This is a genomic window from Alteromonas sp. ASW11-130, assembly GCF_026183735.1.
Taxonomy (GTDB): Bacteria; Pseudomonadota; Gammaproteobacteria; order Enterobacterales; family Alteromonadaceae; genus Alteromonas.
In genome coordinates, this window is sequence record NZ_JAPFRE010000020.1 from 28,654 (window position 1) to 47,853 (window position 19,200).

Here is a 19,200-nt window from a genome sequence, read left to right on the forward strand (position 1 = left end):
CTTAAAAATTTATTGTTTAAACTGTTGCCAACGGTCTAGCAACTTTACCATGTCTGCGTGTGGCTGACACCTGATTGAAATGGTTTGTTGTAAGACTGGATGCGAAAACGACAACCTAGTACAGCTTAACGCTAACTGCTGAAAGTTAAAGTGCTCACGTAGAAACGTATTCTGTTTACCGTCGCCATGGGTGGTATCACCCACTATAGGGTGACGTATATGAGCCAAATGCCGTCTCAATTGATGCTTTCGTCCTGTAATCGGATTCAGCTGCATTAATGAATAGCGCGCATTTTCGTACCTACCTACGGGCATAGGGATGACATACTGCGCCATTCCTAAGTATTCACTGCATGCGGGTTGCGGCGCGTTATCTAAATGCTTACCTTTATCTGCGTATTTGTCTCGCTTAAATGAAAGTGCGTAATCAATCAGACCTGCCCCACTAACAAAACCTCTCACGATTGCAGTGTATTCTTTTTGTACCTGTTTCTGCATCCACTGGGCCCCTATTGCGCTAACCAATTCGGGAGAGAGCGCGAAAAGAAGAATACCCGAAGTGGGCCGATCCAGCCGATGTACAGGGTAGACGAAGCGCCCGATCTGATCGCGTAATTGTTGTACCGCGAACACGGTTTCTCGCTTAGCAATGGGGCTGCGATGGACCAATAACCCTGGGGGTTTATCAATTGCTACGAAATATTCGTCCTGATAAAGAATACGTAATGGGTCGGACACGTTGATTACGCCCCGGTCGACGAATTGGCTATTACGGCTTCATCTATACGCAATAGCAACTGTTGAATGGTCGACTCCTCTTTCAGCCATACTTGGGCTGCCGGATGAATTGCCATGTTTGAAGGCAATTGCTGTTGGTGATTTATCAGCGATTTGAACTTTGGAATGAAAATAAACTGCAACCATTGCACGAAACTGAGCGTGTCACATGCAAACGGTTCAGTACTGGCAAGCGCGGAAGATGAAGGATGGCAATCAGCCCATAAACCACGGTCTTTCATTTCCGTTTCAAGGTCATTCAGCAAAACCAACAAACCATCGTGCACGTAACGTTCACCTTTTTCACTCTTAAAAAGTTCGCAAGTATAACACGGCTTTTTTGTGTTTTAGCTGGTAGAATGGGGATTTTTTACAGTGCAAAAGCGTAAGGGGGTAACGTTGAGTTCGCCAGCGGATATTAATTCAATTAGTGAGTTCTTGCTTCATGCGGGTACTAATTTTCAGGTGTTTGACATGGGAAGAGGCATCCAAGCCATTCCAACACAAACATTTTTAAATTGGGAAAACGCTGCTGAAGTTATCCCCCGCCCCCGCCAACAACATGCTTGGTTTGGTATTGTTTTCTGGCAAGGCGAAGCATCCGAAGCCCGCTTCATCTGGTTTATAAAACTTCCCGTAGATGAACAAGGCTTATTGGTCAGCGCCGCTCGTAACCACTTTCTACAAATAGTACTGGAAGCATTAGGCGAAAGCTTAAATAACTCTGAAAAAGAGTTCGAACTACCAGACAACCCCTATGTATTTAAACCTGCTCAATTACTTATGGCTCAATTTGGTGCGCTTTGTCGTAAAACACTACATCTTCCTGCCTGCGAAGATAGCCTGAAAGTGATTAATTATCTTAAACAAAACGGTGACGTCTCGTGGCAGGAGTTGTCAGTACAGGGGATCGCCGATGTCTGTTTACGTTTGCACGAATTTGAACTTGAATCAGCTATTTGCACGAATTTCGATAGCTACCCCACCCCAGTCAAAAAAGCACTATTGGAATCGTTAGAAACCGCTGCGCTTAGCGATAACGTCAACCATTTAATCGAGACTGAGCTAAAAAAACACGACGAAGAAACGTTTCATGCAGCTCTACAAGGGCTTCACGCTGAGAGTGCATCGCCTAACATCCAAAGAATTGTTGGAGAAATATTGGAGCGTGAAGAGTCCAAAAATTTGGATACGCTAAGTATCTTGGCAGCAAGACACTACACCCAGTTTACGCCGGCGTTGACCAAACAGTTTTTAACGCTTTGCGCGCAATTTGATGAACAGGAAAATTATAATGGCGCGCTGTTCGCAGGTTTCTTTTCTGACTTAGTACAATTGCCTTATTTAAGGCAGTCTGTATTGACGTTACTGAGAAGCGCTGACAGAAGCGAAGTGCTTAGTAAGGCTATCGGGAAGCTTTTCAGTCAGACACAAGGACAATTAAATTCATGAGTATTGGTGAATTGTCATTTTTACTTCTTCTTGCGTTTATAGGCTTTCAGTTCTGGCGAATTCGTAGCATTTCAGAATCTGCACACGAACATGTTTTACATTACTGCCAAAAAAATCAGCTGCAATTACTGTCTCTTTCGCGCAAAAAAACACGAATTTCCGTTAGATTTGGGCCCCTCGATTGGTATAGTGTGTTTGAATTTGAATTCTCTAGCACTGGGGAGGACCGTTACACCGGCTCCTTCGAGATGGTAGGAAAAAGAATAGTTAACATATACACTCCTGCGCATAGAATGAATTAATACACGGGTACATGTTTCTATTCGTTCTCAATACATGTAGTAAAGTAACAAATACCGTTATTAAATATAGATTATACGTTTACTGTAAGGCTAATGCTAAAGATACCGCACGCCTCTGCGCCAGGTAATTCCAAGCTATGTCGATAACAAGAGAATTGGCATGCCATTACCAACCCATGGTAATAGCAAGGGTTTTGTGCTTTTTCGTCGGACGCGGATTACAAACAAAAGAACAGTTTTAGTACCGCTGGATGCAGCGCCGATTAGCCGTCCCCCACTGAGCTTACCCCAACGCTTGGGCTGAATGAACACGCCATATCGCGGATGAATATAAATTGCATGTAACTACCGCTGACGTTACCTTTCTAGCTGGATAAACAAAAAAAAAGCGGTAGCCTTTGCTACCGCCTTTCTTAAGAATTTTGAGTATCCTTCTCAGCGTTCCATTGCGACTTAAATCATCCAGATTAAAATCCCTATACGCCCCTTTCCTTCTTATCTCGCAGCGTCCTGTGCGAGCTACTCTTCCTTAAGCAGATCCCTTTCCTTTAATCCCTGATTTAGCTACCCATCCTGCTGATAGCAGTCTTCATCCTGAAGTTGTCCAACCTAGCAATCCCTGCCGTTTCCTTCGCTCCCATACATACTGCTCTTCACTGAACAGTGCCTTCATCCTGAAGGTATCCTATATGCTTATCCAAAGCGTTATCCCTCTCCATTTACTTCCCTATCACCCAGCGTCCAGCCATGGTATTCTCTTCCGTAAGTTGTCCATTCGAGGTATCCGTTTGTCATCCTGACTCGTCGTGTTTCCTTGTGACAGTGTCAATATTAGTCGTTAGCTAAATTTACGCGAGGTACTTTTTAAAGAAAATTTCATCTTACAAAGTGATCGAAAAGCAAAGTTGCTACTTATCAACTAGTTAAATATTTATTATGAGAAAGCGTCGGTGATTTGACATAGAATTCTTACATTTTTGTACGATATGTCTTACATCGAATGGTGGAATTCAAAAGCGCTATAAAATCAAGAGTACGTAAGAGCACTCTGGTCGGAGAATTTAAGCTTGCTGCTTGCGACGAAACATGATTTGGCCCGTGATATGACCTACCTCTAAATCTTCCACAAAGTCGTAGTGACCGTCCGCGAAAAATGAAAGACATTTGGGTAGCGTTACATACACACCCACACCCTCACTACTGCTGTCTTCAGTAAGAACACTGTCAATTGCGCCCATTAGCTTATGGCCTAAACCATGATGCTGATGATCCGGATGTACGGCTATAAAAGAAAGCATGTGAAAATGGTGAGCCGGAATTTTGCTACGCACCCTTTCCTCTTTTTCTAACATTTGTCGCGTGCCAAACAACCCCGCTGTTAGTAGCATCTTTAAACGCCAATGCCAGTAACGACCTGCACCAAAAGCCACATCAGGAGACGTTAAACATGCCACCGCTAATAAGCGTTTGTCGTCAAATAAACCAATCATCGGCTGCTTGGCCACCCAAAAGGCATTCAATTCTTCACGGATTGCAGAACGGAGACGACTTTCATACCCTTCTTTCTCAGCCTGGAAAATATCAATAAACAATGGATCATCAAAGTAGGCGTTATATAAAATGGATGCCGCAACTTTTAAATCATCAGCGCAAAGAAATATTGCTTTAACCTTGTCGATGTCTGGCTCAGCTAAGGCAGCGTTGGACATTGGCTTTCCTTTAAAATTTCAAATTCGTCTTTGTGTTCGGGCACAGGACACTTTTCATTTTTCACTTTTCACTTTTCACTTTTCACTTTTCACTTTTCACTTTACTTAATATTTAAATTATCGCGCATGCAACCATCACAATGTTAAACAATTGTTAACGAAGTTGGTTACTATAGTGCGAAGACGAAAAAATGTCCAATTCTTGAATCTTCGTGTTTAGCGTATATAAATTCCGGGGGGAGCAGTGGAAAAGCAAAATCCCTCTTATCGAGGGATTGTTTGTATCTACTAGATTTCTGCGTAGGCTTTATCTCCCCATCCTACTAAATAACCGTCATGGAACACGAGTGGCGTACATTCGTCTTTAGAGGTAACGCCATCGTCCATAGTACGTTGAGTGCGGTAGTACAAAACGCGAACCACACCATGCTCTTTTTGGTGGAGTTCGTTAAAGTCAGCCACGCCTAATTTCCGCACTACAGACTCATAAGACATATTGCGTTTAAGATTAGCGATATGCTTACGATTGTTGTACTCACGTTCTTGCCAATCTGAGCTATAACCGCTATCACCGTCACCTCCGACGGAAATAACACAACCGGAAAGAATTGCTGGGGCTGAAAGTGCTAATAAAAGGGGAAAAAGTTTCATTGTCTATCCTTACGTCATTATTTTAGGCTAACCAAACAATTTTAGGGCCAAGTATTATCCTCATGATAAATAAAGATTTTTTCGACACAGAAAATATCACGCGCGTCAAAAACGTAAATAATTGGTCATAAACACTATTAAATAGTGGAATTGGAATAATCCTTCGTGCATAGTCGCAACCCTTAGCGCTTAAATTTAACAAAATGTATGAAAGATCCGGCTATTCACTATTCTTTGCTTTCTATCTGCAAACAATTACAAGAGAAAGGTATAAAGCCAACAGCGTCCTTGGTTAGAGCCAAAGCCCACTTTAATGTGAACATTGCAGATGCCATTACCGCTATCAAAGCATTCCATTCTGATGATGACGATGTGCTCGCTGCGCAACCAGAAGTGATGTCCGATCCTGTGGGAAGAATCGAACAATTGGAAAAACGTGTAGCACAACTAGAGAAGGTGTTACGAGGCGTCGAGAAATATCTATCTGACCAAGAACGCGTTTAATTTCTTGTCTGCTCGACCGCTTTCAAGGATGCAATAAAGGCTGAAAGTGAGGGTGCAATCACACGTGAAGCCGGCTTGCCCACTGGCTCTAAGACGACATTTCCTGAATGATTTTCGACCGACAACATAAAGTCTTCTTCATCAGTTAATGCAAAGAATAACGTAACAGGTTGCTTCAATCGCCTTTTCATTAACACGTGACCAATCAAGTTTTCTTGTAAACGTTCGAAATCGTCCCCGTTCCACACCTGTAAAAGTTCGCAATAGCCTTCAGGTGCCTGGGCGAGTAAATTATTACTGAAGTAACGGGTGAAATAGTCACAGAACTGAGGGTTGAGCTCAAGATCCAACGCTTTCTCTAATTGCGAGAAATTACACTCCCCTTGCTGTCGTACTGGTTGCCACGAAACGAGTTCTCCCTCTGCAGCTTCTTGAAGGTAACAAGCTGAACGCCATTGTGGGTCAAACTCAATTGTCAAAGGTTGCTCTTGCTGCTGACTGATAAGAATGGTGTCTTCGATTAATCTATCTAACTGACGTTTGATGCCATCTGACATATAATTAGGTTCGCAAATATTAGTTAAGTTTGGCCAACACTAACAAACTTTATGTTTCCTGACACCAGTAGACACATATTTTAAAGATTACTATTAGAGAAAATTCAAATTTTATGACCAGTAAACAACCTGCCCCATTTGAATTACCGACACACCTAACTTTAGGTAAAGCAGTCGGTTATGAAACCACCTACAATCCATCTTTATTGCAATCAGTTCCGCGTGCGCTCAATCGCGATTCGCTTTCAATTTCTAATGATAATTTACCATTTCACGGAGACGATATCTGGACGGGTTACGAATTATCCTGGTTGTTACCTTCGGGCAAGCCCCAAGTCGCTATTTTTAATTGTTACGTGCCAGTTACCTCCCCTAATATCATTGAATCAAAATCCTTCAAGCTTTATCTCAACAGTTTTAATCAGAGCAAATTTAATTCAGTTGAAGAAGTGAGCGCAATATTGTGTGAAGACTTAAGTACATGCGCAGGCACTCAAGTTAAGGTAGACGTTTTTACTCCCAGTGAATTTAGCGCGCTAAAATTTGCTCTTTGGGAAGGTACTGTTATCGACGACATTGATATTGAAGTGAATACTTACCAACCGGATAGTACTCTTTTACAGGTATCCAAAGAAAATGCTACGGAAACGTTAATTAGTCATTTGCTGAAGTCAAATTGTTTAATCACGCAACAACCAGACTGGGCAAGTATTTTAATACGTTATTCGGGTTCCAAGATTCAGCATGACTCACTACTGGCTTACCTCATTAGTTTTCGTCAGCACAATGAATTTCATGAACAGTGTGTAGAGCGGATTTACTGTGATTTAATGGAATTTTGTAAACCTAAGCATCTTACTGTTTTTGCACGATATACACGTCGAGGCGGGTTAGATATCAATCCGTTCCGTTCCAACTTTGAAAATACTTATAATAATCATCGATTAGCCAGGCAATAGCCTGCATTCTGCGTTACAGTTATCAGCATGACTGGTGGCGAATTTGAATAAGGATGTAAATGGAAGAGAAGAATTTGCAATCGTTAAAGCAGCACAGCGAGCTACTTGCACAATTTATTATTCGGCTGTCAAAATTTTATGAAGGGTTCTCACCAGATATAGATACCGAATTACAAAAGTTACGCGGGCATTTATCTGGTAGACCAGATTTCACCCTCGCGGCTGTCAGTGTGAATAAGTTGAACAAGACATTGCGCTTAGCCGACCTTACTGTTCGTAAATACACTGCCGACTCGCTTTCGCAATTAGAAGAAGCAGTTAAAAAGCTTCAACATTCTCTCATCGGTGAACCCGCCCTGACAAAAGAAAGCGCGCAAATACTTATATCGCTAAATCAGCCCGTTCAATCATTATTTGTGTTGCAATCGCTATGCAATAAAGTACTGGGGCTGTTCCAACATGCCACTAAGGCCGATTCTGAAAAAAACCATGAGGCGAGTTCTAGCGCGTCATCCACGCTAGCTTTACAAAAAGCGATATTGGATGAGTTAAGCCAGTTAATAGAAACCTATGCGAACAAAAACCCCAATGATGATCAGCTAAGTCTGTTAAGAACAAAGCTGAAAAAGGGCATGACTGAAGATGAGCTTTTGCAATCCTGCGTGGCTATCATTCGCATGGTGGTTAAAGACTCGTTATCTGAAGCAAGTCTTTCCGGCAAAGTCATACAAAGCTTACACAATGCGCTAGGCGACATTCAGGAAAACGTCAGCCAAAGCATTGAACGTTCTCAGTCGAATTTCGAAGCTAGACAGTTCAGTCATCGCGAGATAAAAGCGAAACTGGATTCTATTGAAGATCAACTGCGTCAGGCAGAATCATTGGAAAAACTAAAAAAACAAGCTCAATCCTATTTGGCGAGCATGGCGTCTACTTTATATGAACGAGAAGAAGTAGAGCAAAAAGAACAAGCCGAACTAATGACTCTACTCAGTGCCATGCAAAGCCAATTGGTGAACTTACAGAAACAAACTCAACATTATCGAAAAAAATTAGCAGAACAAATTGTCTCCACTCAAACTGATGCATTAACCAAGCTTGGTAATCGCAAAGCGTACGATGAACGCGTTGAAAAGGAGTGTCAACGCGCAATTGATACAAAAGACCCGTTGGCCCTTGCAGTGGTAGACATCGATTACTTTAAGTCTATTAACGATAAATTCGGCCATGCAGCTGGCGATAAAACATTGCAGATTGTTGGTAAACACTTAAAAACCTCCATCCAACCTTCTGACTTTATTGCCCGATGGGGAGGGGAGGAATTTGTCTTGTTATTCCCAGCTACGGATGGAACGCAGTTGCTCGAAAAACTGGAGAAAATCCGCGTTTCGTTATCAAAACTTCCCCTAAAATTTCGCCAAGAAAAAATCTCGCTTACCGCTTCTTTTGGCGGGACGTGTTACCGCCAAGGAGAAAGCCCTTCAGCGATGTTTGAACGTGCAGACCGATTGCTCTATCAAGCAAAACATTCAGGTAGAAACTGCGTAATGATTGATCAGGAATTTAATTAATGAAGAAAGTGCAACTTAACCCTCTGGGGTGGATGAGTCAGCTGTCTCAGGTGGAGGTAGCCAAGTTAGAAGATACAACGAATAGTGCACTTTATGACATGTTTCGCAATTGTTGTTTGGCTGTGCTCAATAGTGGCGTGGATGAAGATGATTACGAAATACTCTTCGCTCCCTACGACGATTTTGATGTCAAGCTTGTACGTCGGGAACGAGGTGTCAAAATTGAGTTAATCAACCCGCCGGAGGTCGCCTTTGTTGATGGTAAATTAGTTAGAGGCGTGCATGAGCATCTGTTTGCGGTACTTCGTGACCTGCTCTATATGGGTAACAAATATGCATTCATGCATAAGGCTGCTCCTATTGATGGCGTCAATATATCAGACATGGTATTCGACATGCTGCGCCACGCACAGGCGCTTGAGGGTAATGACAATCTTAATACTATCGTGTGTTGGGGTGGTCATTCAATAAACATGACCGAGTATAAATATACCAAAGAAGTTGGCTATCAATTGGGTCTTCGCAAATTAAATATTTGTACAGGATGTGGGCCCGGCGCGATGAAAGGCCCAATGAAAGGTGCCGCTATTGGGCATGCCAAGCAACGCTACAAAGAAGGACGCTATATCGGTATTTCAGAGCCAAGTATAATAGCTGCCGAGCCGCCTAATGCGATTGTAAATGAACTTGTGATAATGCCTGACATTGAAAAACGGTTGGAAGCCTTCGTTCGTATCGCTCATGGGATTGTTATTTTCCCCGGTGGTGTAGGTACAGCTGAAGAGCTACTTTACTTACTCGGTATCTTGATGAATGAGCGGAACTCAGAACAGCCATTTCCTGTGATACTTACGGGTCCGGCAGGAGCCGAAGCATATTTTTCTGCTATTGACGATTTTGTGGCAGCTACATTGGGTAAAAAAGCGCAGAGTAAATATCAAATTATTATTGATAATCCAATAGAAGTCGCCCGAGCGATGCGTGAGGGCCTATCAAAAGTTGAAGAATATCGGCGCGCCATGGGAGATGCGTTTAGTTTTAACTGGTCACTCAAAATTGATGAGGCTTTCCAACATCCGTTTGTCCCCACTCACGAATCTATGGGTGCGTTAGCTCTGCATCGAGAACAAACGGTGGCCGATCTTGCAGTGGTATTACGAAAAGCGTTTTCAGGTATTGTTGCTGGCAATGTGAAAGCTGAAGGAATTAAGCAAATTAAACAGCATGGTCCGTTTAAACTAAATGGCGAAGCTGAACTGATGGAACGCGTGGATAATATGCTACAGTCCTTCGTTGCTCAGCAAAGGATGAAATTGCCTGGTTCAGAGTACATTCCTTGTTATACAATTAGTAAAAGAAAATGATAAATTTTTGTTACGATTTCAGCCGATTTAATGAAAGATAATAAGGTAAACTGCGAATAATTGTGTAGTGGAAAAATCTGATGAATAGCAATGTTTTTAAATTAATCGTGTTGGGCGCTAGCGCTTACGCACTGTTTGTTTTTCTGGTGATATCGTTCTATCCAGATGAACCAGAAAACATGCACTGGAAAGATCGCGAAGAGTATAACAAGGTACAAATATCTAAGCTGAGGCTTGGAAGCACATTGGATGAAGTACTCGCTCTATTAGGATCGCCCGACATCACCGAAGCTAAAATAGAGAAAGGCAATACATTACAAGTGATGTTTTATCGCACCCACCACGTTAGAGCTGATAATATGACGACAATGGATGAGTGTACCCCATTACTGTTCGAGAAAGATAAACTAATCGCCTGGGGTGAAGGTGCTTACCAGAGTTTCCAACAAACGTAGGGCTTGTGACTGACTTTGATGAACATACGCTGCTTCATAACTTTGAGCAGCTTTTTACTCCGGCTCATAATTATTTTTGCAAAGATTTAATAAACCGATGTCTGGCAGTCGCAAAACAATGTATTGAGGCTGCCCAACAGCACCCCCACCTTGTACTGGCTTTGTTAACCAGCAAACGAGTAGAAACGTCTGTTTCTCCTATTTGTTTGCGGGGAACGCTTTTTCTCTGTGTTACCACTCGACGCGACAGGTTTAATGATCATTTTGCGCAGCACCTTATTGCCAGTTTTATTTGTACGTTCATCATCATGCGTGCAAGAGAAACAAATGAGAATCCACCAGAATTAAAATCACTCATCCAGTTTTACCAATCCCTTGGCCTTTCTATCTGGAGAGAAACCACGAAAATAGCAAAACTGTTAGTTCGTCCACAGGCTTTTCGACATTTGTCTTCTCCAAAGCTGACTTATCGTCAGCAATATTTACTATCAGCATGTGTGGTTGCCAGACTTCTACCACAACATGAAGTGCTGTCCATTTTTCGTACGCTGAGCAATAGGGCCTCCCCTGCGCTGCTGGAAACACTATCGAATTGGGTGCAATTCCCTGGTATGTGGCTACCGGGGAGAATGATAACTATTGGCAACGACGCTGCAGTAATACTCGTTCGAGAAAAGCACAAAATTGCCTATTTGCCGCTACCCAAAAATGCTGAAACAGTTAAATGGAGTAATGTAACTAACGTTTCAGTATTAAAATCCCCCCAGTCAGTGGACTTCAAAAAACTCAAGCAATGGACCGACGATTTAGGACTGCAACCAAGGACCATTGATTGGCCATACGCACCTTCTTTTGCCATCAACCACCCCCCCTCTAAGCTACTCAAGATAATTGATTTGTTAAATGGTACGGACACCGACATTTCACTGCTGTGCGAACAAATAAAACAAGAGCCCTTGCTCGCTCGATTTCTGAGATCGTCAGCGACTACTGACAACAGGATGAACTTACCGGTACATGATGTTAAACAAGCCGTGCTAACATATGGCCTGGATCGAGTCGGGGACATGCTAATTCAGCAAGCGCTGAATCAACGTTTGACCCAAAAAGTTTTTCCTATTTCAGGGCTTTGTCAACGGCTGCTAACTCTATCTGCCGATATTGCTGCTCATATCTGCTTTGAAAGCGATACTAAAATAACGCCACAGCACGCCTCACTGTTGCTTACCTTTGCGATTGCTCCTGTGTTCTCTATAACTGGGCTTAAGATAGCCTTAAACTGGCGTCCTTCCAGCACCCAGCTCTATTGTCCCGACTCACTCGTACCAGCGGCTGACATTCCGATGAGACAACGAGCACTTCAACTATTGAGTGGATGGCATCAAAGCCGTAATCTTCAGCTCGCCGTGCAATTTTGTAACCAACTACCGAACCAATGTCATAAGCATATTCGTCACGAAGTGTGTATATTAGGATTAAGTTTGTCATTGGCCAGAGAGTGGCTGTGGAATACGCAACATTATTGTGAACGCACGCGAGAATTTAAAGCTCAAGCCAAAAATGAGCTAGGGATTGATGAGCCAATCCTAAATAAGATTCAGTACCAACTTAGTCAGCATATCTGGTTGCCGATCAACCAATAAGGCTGAGCAAACCTGAAACCGTTCGACACAGACATATGCATTTTTACTAAATTTACTTAAATATGGCATTTACGATGGGTATAGGCTAGGTTTCAACGCCTTGTTTAGTTAGAATAGTGACTAAATTTGTCAGTGACGCAAAATCCAATTTCACTTTGCGTCGGTCACACGCTAAACGATGAAGATAAGCCGTCACTGCACATATCGTTAAAACCAGCATGGTTACTTGATTCCCCAGTAGGTTGGATTACCATTTATTTTGAAACATTTAACAAAGGATAACTCCTTATGTCGCAACAACGCGTAACTGTCATTCGTGGTGATGGTATTGGTCCCGATATTATTGATGCAACCACTCAAATTCTTGACAAGGTTGGGTGTAATTTCGCTTACGATTATGCGGATGCAGGCCTGGTCGCACTTGAAAAGCACGGGGAACTACTTCCTCAAGAGACGCTGGATCTTATTGCCAAAAACAAAGTAGCATTAAAAGGCCCACTCACCACCCCGGTTGGCGAAGGCTTTACGTCTATTAATGTCAGCTTACGTAAGCAGTTTCAATTGTATGCCAATGTGCGTCCAGTCTTGTCCTTCAAAGGTACTAAAGCGCGCTATGAAGACATTGATATCATTACGGTTCGCGAAAACACGCAGGGCATGTATTCAGGCCTAGGCCAAACCGTCTCTGATGATGGCAATGAAGCTGAAGCCATGAGTAAAATTACTCGTGAAGGTGCGGAAAAAATCGTTACTTTTGCTTACGAGCTGGCGCGTAGAGAGGGTCGAAAGAAAGTTACAGCTGTTCACAAAGCCAATATTCTTAAGTCGACATCTGGATTGTTTTTGAAAGTAGCGCGTGAAGTGGGTGAACGTTACCCTGATATCGAATCAACGGAAATGATTGTAGATAATACCTGCATGCAGTTAGTCATGAACCCCCACCAATTTGACGTAATTGTTACCACAAACTTATTCGGTGATATTATTTCTGATTTATGTGCTGGTCTGGTCGGTGGTCTTGGTATGGCTCCCGGCGCTAATATAGGTGAGGAGTGTGCTGTTTTTGAGGCGGTACATGGCTCTGCACCTGACATCGCAGGAAAAAACCTGGCAAACCCTACCTCCGTTATTCTTGCTGCTATCCAAATGCTGGAATATTTAAAAATGGCAGATAAAGCCGAGAAAATTCGCAGTGCGTTAAAAGAAGTAATTGAAAGCGGTGACCGCACAACTCGCGACTTAGGTGGCGAACATGGTACTACTGAATTTACTCAGTCAGTTTTAGACAGGCTGTAACGCCTTACTGGGTGAAAACCTGTACTTAAACTGGTCTGGTTTCATTTTTCTCCTTGGTTAAGATTCCCATGTACATAAGTACGTAACTAATCTTGACCAAGGAAGACAAATGAAAAAATTTATTTCAACGTTATTTATTTCGCTCAGCCTATCCTCAGGGATTTGCACTACATCTACCTTTGCTGCCCTTCAAGAAAGTGAAACGCTATCTGCCGCCGTCACAGTGGAATCTATACTCGACCTGAACACGGCGACGCTTGAACAGTTAAAGGCCCTTCCCGGTATTGGTACGCGCAAGGCACAAGCCATTCTTGACTATAGGGAAGAAAAAGGTCGATTTCTGGAAGTCGATCAACTTACTGAAGTGCGAGGCATAGGTAAAAAGATGCTCGCTAAAATAGCCGATAGAGTGGAAGTGAGATAAACAAACTAAGCCGATAGCCTTCGCTATCGGCCTTAAATAAACTAACCGTTGAGTGACGCTAGATAGGATTTAAATTCATCTTTAAGCGCAGGATGTCTCAAAGCATATTCTACGTTTGCTTTCATATAGCCTAGTTTAGAGCCGCAATCATGACTTTTACCCTTCATGTAATATGCATCGACCTGCTCAAGTTTCATCAAAGAATCAATGGCATCAGTAAGCTGTATTTCTCCCCCGGCTCCCGGCGGTGTAAACTCGAGTAAATCCCATATTTTTTCTGACAATACGTAACGACCTACTATCGCTAAGTCAGATGGGGCCTCTTCCAGACTGGGTTTTTCAACCATTTGATGTATTTTGGCAGACTCGCCAGGGTTGATAGACGCCTCTCCAAGGTCGACGATTCCAAACTTTGGCACATCTTCCTGAGCGACTTGCTCAACCATTACCTGACTGACCCGGGATGTATTAAACTTCGCTACCATGTCGGCAAGATTATCTTTTCTCGGATCACTTGCCGCATCATCAATAATTACATCTGGCAGCACCACTGCAAACGGGGCATCACCAACCAGCGGTTGAGCTGACAAAATCGCATGCCCCAGACCGTTCGCATGTCCTTGTCTCACATGCATTATGGTAACGTCTTTAGGACAGATCGATTTTACCTCTTCAAGTAGCTGTCTTTTGACCCGCTTCTCTAAAGTAGCTTCTAATTCAAACGAAGTGTCGAAATGGTTTTCAATACTGTTTTTACTGGCGTGAGTAACGAGGATAATTTCTTTGATTCCCGCCTGAACACATTCCTTGACGACATACTGTATTAACGGTTTATCTACCAAGGGCAACATTTCCTTTGGTATCGCTTTAGTTGCAGGAAGCATACGCGTACCTAAACCTGCTACTGGAATCACCGCTTTTTTTACCTGGCTCATTACTATTGATATCCTTCTACTGACAAACCTCTACCAATGGCATAGTACTGTAACCCGTATTCCTTCATTCGTGAAGGCTCAAACAGATTGCGACCATCAAATAGCAAAGGGTTTTTAAGTTTATTCTTTATTAGTTCAAAATCGGGCGCTCTGAATGCCTGCCATTCTGTGCAGATTACTAAACAGTCTGCACCCTCCAGCGCGGCTTCTTTCGTTCCCATCAATCGTAAGTTGGGCTGATCCGAGTAAATTCTCTGGGTTTCTTCCATCGCTTCTGGATCATAGGCCTGTACATACGCTCCTGCGGCCCATAACTTCTCCATCAATACTCTGCTTGACGCTTCGCGCATATCATCTGTATTAGGTTTAAAGGCCAAGCCCCACAGTGCGATTGTTTTATCACGCACGTCATTATTAAAATGCGATGATATATATTCGAACAATTTTTCTTTCTGGGAGGTATTAACTGCTTCAACTGATTCTAATATTTTTGCCCGATAGCCAACTGCGTTTGCACTGCGCACTAACGCTTGAACGTCTTTTGGGAAGCATGACCCCCCATACCCGCAGCCAGGATAAATAAACTGATAGCCTATACGTGGATCAGAACCTATTCCGCGACGTACATTTTCAATATCCGCGCCAAAACGCTCCGCAAGGTTTGACATCTCGTTCATGAAACTGATTTTAGTAGCTAACATGCAATTCGCAGCATATTTAGTCAGTTCCGCACTTCGTATGTCCATCGTAATTACTTTATCGTGATTCCTATTGAAAGGGGCGTACAATTCACGCAATTTCGACTCTGCTTCAGCACTGTTCGTGCCCAGAATGATTCTATCCGGCCGCATACAATCGCTCACCGCGGCTCCCTCTTTTAAAAATTCAGGATTCGACACAACGTCGTATTTTAATGTTTTATTAGAGGACCTTAATACTGAAGCAATTTTAGCATTAACCTTATCGGCAGTACCTACGGGAACGGTTGATTTATTGATCACAATTTTATACTGGGCCATATAGGTAGCAATCGTTTCAGCTACCGCAAGAACGTATTTGAGATCAGCTGATCCGTCTTCGTCTGGAGGTGTTCCCACGGCTATAAAGATTAACTCACCATGCGTGATACCTATTTTTGCATCTGTAGTGAATTGGAGACGACCTGCCTGGAAGTTAGACTGGACGAGCGGTGTCAATCCTGGTTCGTAGATGGGGATAACGCCTTCTTTAAGCTTCTCCACCTTTTGAGCATCAACGTCTACACAAACCACGTTGTGGCCCACTTCAGCCAAAACTGCAGCTTGTACCAAACCTACATACCCTATCCCAAAAACTGTAACTTTCAAATCAGTTCCTTTATTCGCTTGAGTGCGGGATACATTTATGAATGCATCTATCAGAGTTTAAGGTTTTATTTTCCCAGAGCGGTTTTTAAGGCCGTCGTAAAACCCTTTTTTCATGAACCTACCTCGGAGTTGACCCTCAGGAAAGAAAAATCGGTTTACTAACCATCTAATAGGTAACGCCATCAGTTGTCTTAACTTCCAACGAAGAGGTACATGACTGTGTCTGCTCAACTTAAGCACATTTCGTACCTGATAGTACAATCTGATGGGTGCTCCCCTTTTAAAGGTTAAGCCGAAGTATTTATGTCTGGCATCGCCTTGTTTGTGAAACATAGGGACGTCACTCGCCATTAAAATACTAAAGCCTTTACTCCGCGCGCGCCAGCACCATTCATGATCAACACCATCTATAAATAGTGATTCATCTTTCAACCCTATATCCTCTAAATACAAAAGATTGATCAACATACCAGATGCGATAATCTGGTCTACTTCAAATAGCTTATCTTTCGGGTATGATTTTTTAAATTTAGGAATTTGATGGGTTTCTGTAAAGCCACAGACTATTACCGGACCAATAGCTGCGACTTTTTGTTCCTTTGGATTTTTTCCATTCTGCAGATGGGTAAGTAACCCATAAATCAGCTCTTTAGTTAAATCACTATCTTGGTCAAAGATAAACGCAGCATCAAAGTTACATTTTTTGAGTTCAATTAATCCTGCGTTTTGTGCTGCTGCTATTCCAACATTTTCAGGGTAATGCAAATAATTTACACGGGTTGATAAGGGGCCGGAATAAGGTTTACTGGAATTATCTACCAATACAGTGTGTATATCGCAGCTCACTAAAACATCGATCATTTTAGTTAAGTGCTCGATATTAGGATGATACAGTATAACTATCGCGCCAGTTTTCAATGCTTTAAAAACTTCTCTAATAAGATTCTATCTAGTTTATAAGCGAACTTTACGATTTTGGATGGCATCAACCTGAGTGTCAGGACCCCACAAGCGTAAATAACATTCAAAATAGTAAAGCGTTTGAGTGCTTTCATAGCGACGAATCTCGCGCGGAACTCATTAAGCGATTTAGAAATCCCTCTTCTTTTATAAAAGTTATTAACACGTCTAAAAGAAAGTAATTTGTCCTTTAAATTACGGAACACATATCCTTGCTTTGCTAGCTCTATCCAGAAGAAGTAATCCTGCGTATTTCTTAAAGTTGCGTCATAGCGGTTTCCATCGTAAAACACATTATAGCGAATGGTAACTGTAGGGTGATTTAGGGTACAACGTCTAGGTAGCATTCTAACGATCCGTTTGTGAGATGTCGGCATAATTCGTTGTCCAACTCGTTCCCCTCTTTCATTCACTTCTTCTAAGGCAGATCCTAATATAGAGATTTGTTTATGAGATTTTAAATAGTTTATTTGCCTACTTAAACGATTAGTGTACGCAATATCGTCTGCATCCATTCTGACAAAGAATTCAGGTTGATACTGCATTCCCCACTCGATGGCAAAATTCATCGCAGCCGCTAGTCCATTATTGATATTACAGCTAGCAAGAACCACGCGCTCATCTTCAGTCGCATAGCTTTGGAGTAGTTGGTAAAGCGATTTGTCTATATCGCCATCTACGACAATAAGTAAACTGAAATCTTGGTAATCTTGATTAAGGACACTATCAATGGACTGCTTAACCCAACCAATTTTATCCTGAAAATAAACAGCCATAGCAACAATAGTCTCTACCGAGCTATTGTTAACCTTTTGACTAATGATGGAATATTTTGGAAGTGAGCTTTTTGTCACAGTATGCACAATGTTGGAGATAAAGGCTGAAACATATCAAAGATTTTTAATTCGCGCTTAACTTTTTAAACAAAATTAAACACGAACTAACGTTTTGATAAAACGAATAACTGACCAAATATTCTGGATGATATAGCTATAGGCAACTAATAAAGCGACAAAAGAAGCAAACATAATCCATTCAGCAATTTGGTAGAATTCGCCAAGAATGCCGATCAAACAATAGCAGAACCCCATTGCCAGTATTGCAATTAAAGCTTGCGTTGAACTGAGTCCTGCACGCATAAAAATGTTATGTAAATGTTTTCTGTCAGGTCTGAGCACTGACTGTCCTTTCATTGCGCGCCTGTACATGATTGCAGCCATATCCATTAAGGGTAAACCAATCAACCAAACTGCGGTTATTGGGCGAAAAGCAGCTTGACTTGACTGCGTATGGTCGACTAATAACCAGACAATAGTTAATCCAACGAACATGCTTCCAGCATCACCCATGAATATCTTGTTACCTTTAAAACCTTTCCAACTGAGGTTAAATGCTAGAAAGGGTACAATGGCGGCAACAATAATTAGAGGCTCCATAACTGCATCCTCATTGCCAGAGGCGAGCAGAAAACCAACAACGGTTAACAGAATAATTAAACTCATGCCACCAGCCAAACCATCAATACCATCAATCATATTAAACGCATTGATAACGCCGACCACACATACAATTGTGAAAAAATAACCACCTATTCCAAGTGATATATTCCCAAAACCGACGATGTCGCCCAAATCGGTAATATAATTTTGAGCACTCCAGGCCATAATAGCCGCAACGCCAAACTGACAAACTAAGCGACCTTTGGCACTCAGATCAAAACGATCGTCTAACATTCCTAGTAGAACGATAAATGCAGAAGCCGTGAAGAAAAGAGGGTTGTTCTTCATCCAAACATCAGTAACTATGCTGGCCACCAAAACAGCCATGAAAATAGCGACCCCCCCAGTAAGGGGAACCATACCGGCGTGCTTTTTCCGATAGCTAGGCTGATCAACTAAACCAAATTGATGCGCTAAAGGTGTCATCACCACTAACAATACCAGCGCCACAAAAAAAGCTGTAAAAAGTGGGACAAATTGAAAATAATCGAACATACCTTACTGAAATCCTTACTTCCCAGTGTTACTGCATGCCGCCGAATAACGAAATCGTATACTTTTATAAAAAGGTTTTAATATTAAAAAAATAGAAACATCCACTTGTTTCAAAAGCACTCGATCTTTCAGGCATTACATGAGTAGGACATACTTAAACGCGCATATGATAATAGACAATGGTGAATAAGACTAGTCATAAGGATAAATTTTGTATCTAGATTAGATCTTTTACCCTAACTTTTCAGATTAATCCGGCATGTGGTTTTTAATTCTATGTGTTATCCTTACTTCCAATTAG

Annotated in this window: 20 protein-coding genes; 10 read left to right on the forward strand and 10 right to left on the reverse strand. The window is 42.1% G+C overall.

From position 1 onward, the window contains the following. Nucleotides 1–9: 9 nt before the first annotated feature. Both OPS28_RS07630 and OPS28_RS07635 read right to left on the reverse strand, forming a co-directional pair. The gene (locus tag OPS28_RS07630) at nucleotides 10–738 is read right to left on the reverse strand and encodes a pseudouridine synthase (protein ID WP_265608863.1); all 729 of its coding nucleotides are present in this window, start codon (nucleotides 736–738) and stop codon (nucleotides 10–12) included. A gap of 5 nt (nucleotides 739–743) precedes the next feature. After that, the gene (locus OPS28_RS07635; RefSeq protein ID WP_265608864.1) at nucleotides 744–1,064 is read right to left on the reverse strand and encodes a YqcC family protein; all 321 of its coding nucleotides are present in this window, start codon (nucleotides 1,062–1,064) and stop codon (nucleotides 744–746) included. An 88-nt stretch (nucleotides 1,065–1,152) separates the two neighbouring features. Here OPS28_RS07635 and OPS28_RS07640 point away from each other — a divergent pair, with 88 nt between their 5' ends. Together OPS28_RS07640 and OPS28_RS07645 are read left to right on the forward strand one after the other, a co-directional pair. Further along, nucleotides 1,153–2,229 (forward strand): DUF3549 family protein, encoded by a 1,077-nt coding sequence (locus OPS28_RS07640; RefSeq protein ID WP_265608865.1) that lies wholly within the window; start codon nucleotides 1,153–1,155, stop codon nucleotides 2,227–2,229. Then, a complete protein-coding gene (locus OPS28_RS07645; RefSeq protein WP_265608866.1) occupies nucleotides 2,226–2,531 on the forward strand; it encodes a DUF3301 domain-containing protein in 306 nt (101 codons plus the stop codon). The genes OPS28_RS07640 and OPS28_RS07645 overlap by 4 nt, the downstream gene beginning before the upstream one ends. A gap of 1,061 nt (nucleotides 2,532–3,592) precedes the next feature. On the opposite strand, the gene OPS28_RS07650 is transcribed toward OPS28_RS07645, so the two are convergent. Together OPS28_RS07650 and OPS28_RS07655 are read right to left on the reverse strand one after the other, a co-directional pair. Further along, nucleotides 3,593–4,240, reverse strand: a complete 648-nt coding sequence (locus tag OPS28_RS07650) for a GNAT family N-acetyltransferase (protein ID WP_265608867.1) — start codon at nucleotides 4,238–4,240, stop codon at nucleotides 3,593–3,595. 288 nt (nucleotides 4,241–4,528) lie between these two features. Continuing rightward, on the reverse strand, nucleotides 4,529–4,891 hold the full coding sequence (locus tag OPS28_RS07655) for a DUF3192 domain-containing protein (RefSeq protein ID WP_265608868.1): 363 nt from the start codon (nucleotides 4,889–4,891) through the stop codon (nucleotides 4,529–4,531). Between the two features lie 207 nt (nucleotides 4,892–5,098). Between OPS28_RS07655 and OPS28_RS07660 the strand changes: the two genes are divergently transcribed. Next, nucleotides 5,099–5,395, forward strand: a complete 297-nt coding sequence (locus OPS28_RS07660) for a hypothetical protein (RefSeq protein WP_265608869.1) — start codon at nucleotides 5,099–5,101, stop codon at nucleotides 5,393–5,395. Here OPS28_RS07660 and syd read toward each other — a convergent pair. Further along, nucleotides 5,392–5,952 carry a SecY-interacting protein gene (gene syd, locus OPS28_RS07665; protein WP_265608870.1) on the reverse strand — a complete coding sequence of 187 codons (561 nt, stop codon included), beginning with the start codon at nucleotides 5,950–5,952 and terminating at the stop codon, nucleotides 5,392–5,394. The two genes, OPS28_RS07660 and syd, sit on opposite strands and share 4 nt — an antisense overlap. Nucleotides 5,953–6,065: 113 nt before the next feature. Between syd and queF the strand changes: the two genes are divergently transcribed. The 7 genes from queF (at nucleotide 6,066) to OPS28_RS07700 (ending at nucleotide 13,664) form a co-directional block, all read left to right on the forward strand. Next, nucleotides 6,066–6,911, forward strand: coding sequence for an NADPH-dependent 7-cyano-7-deazaguanine reductase QueF (queF, locus tag OPS28_RS07670; protein ID WP_265608871.1), 846 nt, complete (start codon nucleotides 6,066–6,068; stop codon nucleotides 6,909–6,911). A 59-nt stretch (nucleotides 6,912–6,970) separates the two neighbouring features. Further along, the gene (locus OPS28_RS07675; protein ID WP_265608872.1) at nucleotides 6,971–8,482 is read left to right on the forward strand and encodes a GGDEF domain-containing protein; all 1,512 of its coding nucleotides are present in this window, start codon (nucleotides 6,971–6,973) and stop codon (nucleotides 8,480–8,482) included. Continuing rightward, nucleotides 8,482–9,846, forward strand: coding sequence for a nucleotide 5'-monophosphate nucleosidase PpnN (gene ppnN / locus OPS28_RS07680; RefSeq protein ID WP_265608873.1), 1,365 nt, complete (start codon nucleotides 8,482–8,484; stop codon nucleotides 9,844–9,846). The genes OPS28_RS07675 and ppnN overlap by 1 nt, the downstream gene beginning before the upstream one ends. An 80-nt stretch (nucleotides 9,847–9,926) precedes the next feature. Beyond that, entirely contained in the window at nucleotides 9,927–10,301 is a 375-nt protein-coding gene (locus OPS28_RS07685) for a DUF3192 domain-containing protein (protein ID WP_265608874.1), read from the forward strand. A gap of 5 nt (nucleotides 10,302–10,306) precedes the next feature. After that, nucleotides 10,307–11,944: a hypothetical protein gene (locus OPS28_RS07690; RefSeq protein ID WP_265608875.1), complete on the forward strand. Its 1,638-nt coding sequence runs from the start codon at nucleotides 10,307–10,309 to the stop codon at nucleotides 11,942–11,944. Between the two features lie 288 nt (nucleotides 11,945–12,232). Further along, nucleotides 12,233–13,240 carry an isocitrate dehydrogenase gene (locus tag OPS28_RS07695; protein ID WP_265608876.1) on the forward strand — a complete coding sequence of 336 codons (1,008 nt, stop codon included), beginning with the start codon at nucleotides 12,233–12,235 and terminating at the stop codon, nucleotides 13,238–13,240. Nucleotides 13,241–13,349: 109 nt separating this feature from the next. Continuing rightward, on the forward strand, nucleotides 13,350–13,664 hold the full coding sequence (locus OPS28_RS07700; protein ID WP_265608877.1) for a ComEA family DNA-binding protein: 315 nt from the start codon (nucleotides 13,350–13,352) through the stop codon (nucleotides 13,662–13,664). Nucleotides 13,665–13,705: 41 nt separating this feature from the next. Here the strand turns inward: OPS28_RS07700 and galU are convergent, their stop codons facing one another. The 5 genes from galU to wecA form a co-directional block, all read right to left on the reverse strand. Next, the gene (galU, locus tag OPS28_RS07705) at nucleotides 13,706–14,599 is read right to left on the reverse strand and encodes a UTP--glucose-1-phosphate uridylyltransferase GalU (protein WP_265608878.1); all 894 of its coding nucleotides are present in this window, start codon (nucleotides 14,597–14,599) and stop codon (nucleotides 13,706–13,708) included. Between the two features lie 2 nt (nucleotides 14,600–14,601). Further along, nucleotides 14,602–15,945 (reverse strand): UDP-glucose dehydrogenase family protein, encoded by a 1,344-nt coding sequence (locus tag OPS28_RS07710; RefSeq protein WP_265608879.1) that lies wholly within the window; start codon nucleotides 15,943–15,945, stop codon nucleotides 14,602–14,604. Nucleotides 15,946–16,002: 57 nt separating this feature from the next. Then, entirely contained in the window at nucleotides 16,003–16,806 is an 804-nt protein-coding gene (locus OPS28_RS07715) for a glycosyltransferase family 2 protein (RefSeq protein ID WP_265608880.1), read from the reverse strand. A gap of 53 nt (nucleotides 16,807–16,859) precedes the next feature. Further along, on the reverse strand, nucleotides 16,860–17,759 hold the full coding sequence (locus OPS28_RS07720; RefSeq protein WP_332017641.1) for a glycosyltransferase: 900 nt from the start codon (nucleotides 17,757–17,759) through the stop codon (nucleotides 16,860–16,862). 75 nt (nucleotides 17,760–17,834) lie between these two features. Then, the gene (wecA, locus tag OPS28_RS07725; RefSeq protein WP_265608881.1) at nucleotides 17,835–18,899 is read right to left on the reverse strand and encodes a UDP-N-acetylglucosamine--undecaprenyl-phosphate N-acetylglucosaminephosphotransferase; all 1,065 of its coding nucleotides are present in this window, start codon (nucleotides 18,897–18,899) and stop codon (nucleotides 17,835–17,837) included. Nucleotides 18,900–19,200: the final 301 nt, after the last annotated feature.

Coding starts and splice junctions, on each gene's coding strand:
- OPS28_RS07645 (WP_265608866.1), top strand. CDS start 2,226: ATGAGTATTGGTGAATTGTCATTTTTACTTCTTCTTGCGTTTATAGGC.
- OPS28_RS07650 (WP_265608867.1), bottom strand. CDS start 4,240: ATGTCCAACGCTGCCTTAGCTGAGCCAGACATCGACAAGGTTAAAGCA.
- OPS28_RS07655 (WP_265608868.1), bottom strand. CDS start 4,891: ATGAAACTTTTTCCCCTTTTATTAGCACTTTCAGCCCCAGCAATTCTT.
- OPS28_RS07660 (WP_265608869.1), top strand. CDS start 5,099: ATGAAAGATCCGGCTATTCACTATTCTTTGCTTTCTATCTGCAAACAA.
- syd (WP_265608870.1), bottom strand. CDS start 5,952: ATGTCAGATGGCATCAAACGTCAGTTAGATAGATTAATCGAAGACACC.
- queF (WP_265608871.1), top strand. CDS start 6,066: ATGACCAGTAAACAACCTGCCCCATTTGAATTACCGACACACCTAACT.
- OPS28_RS07675 (WP_265608872.1), top strand. CDS start 6,971: ATGGAAGAGAAGAATTTGCAATCGTTAAAGCAGCACAGCGAGCTACTT.
- ppnN (WP_265608873.1), top strand. CDS start 8,482: ATGAAGAAAGTGCAACTTAACCCTCTGGGGTGGATGAGTCAGCTGTCT.
- OPS28_RS07685 (WP_265608874.1), top strand. CDS start 9,927: ATGAATAGCAATGTTTTTAAATTAATCGTGTTGGGCGCTAGCGCTTAC.
- OPS28_RS07695 (WP_265608876.1), top strand. CDS start 12,233: ATGTCGCAACAACGCGTAACTGTCATTCGTGGTGATGGTATTGGTCCC.
- OPS28_RS07700 (WP_265608877.1), top strand. CDS start 13,350: ATGAAAAAATTTATTTCAACGTTATTTATTTCGCTCAGCCTATCCTCA.
- galU (WP_265608878.1), bottom strand. CDS start 14,599: ATGAGCCAGGTAAAAAAAGCGGTGATTCCAGTAGCAGGTTTAGGTACG.
- OPS28_RS07715 (WP_265608880.1), bottom strand. CDS start 16,806: ATGATCGATGTTTTAGTGAGCTGCGATATACACACTGTATTGGTAGAT.
- wecA (WP_265608881.1), bottom strand. CDS start 18,899: ATGTTCGATTATTTTCAATTTGTCCCACTTTTTACAGCTTTTTTTGTG.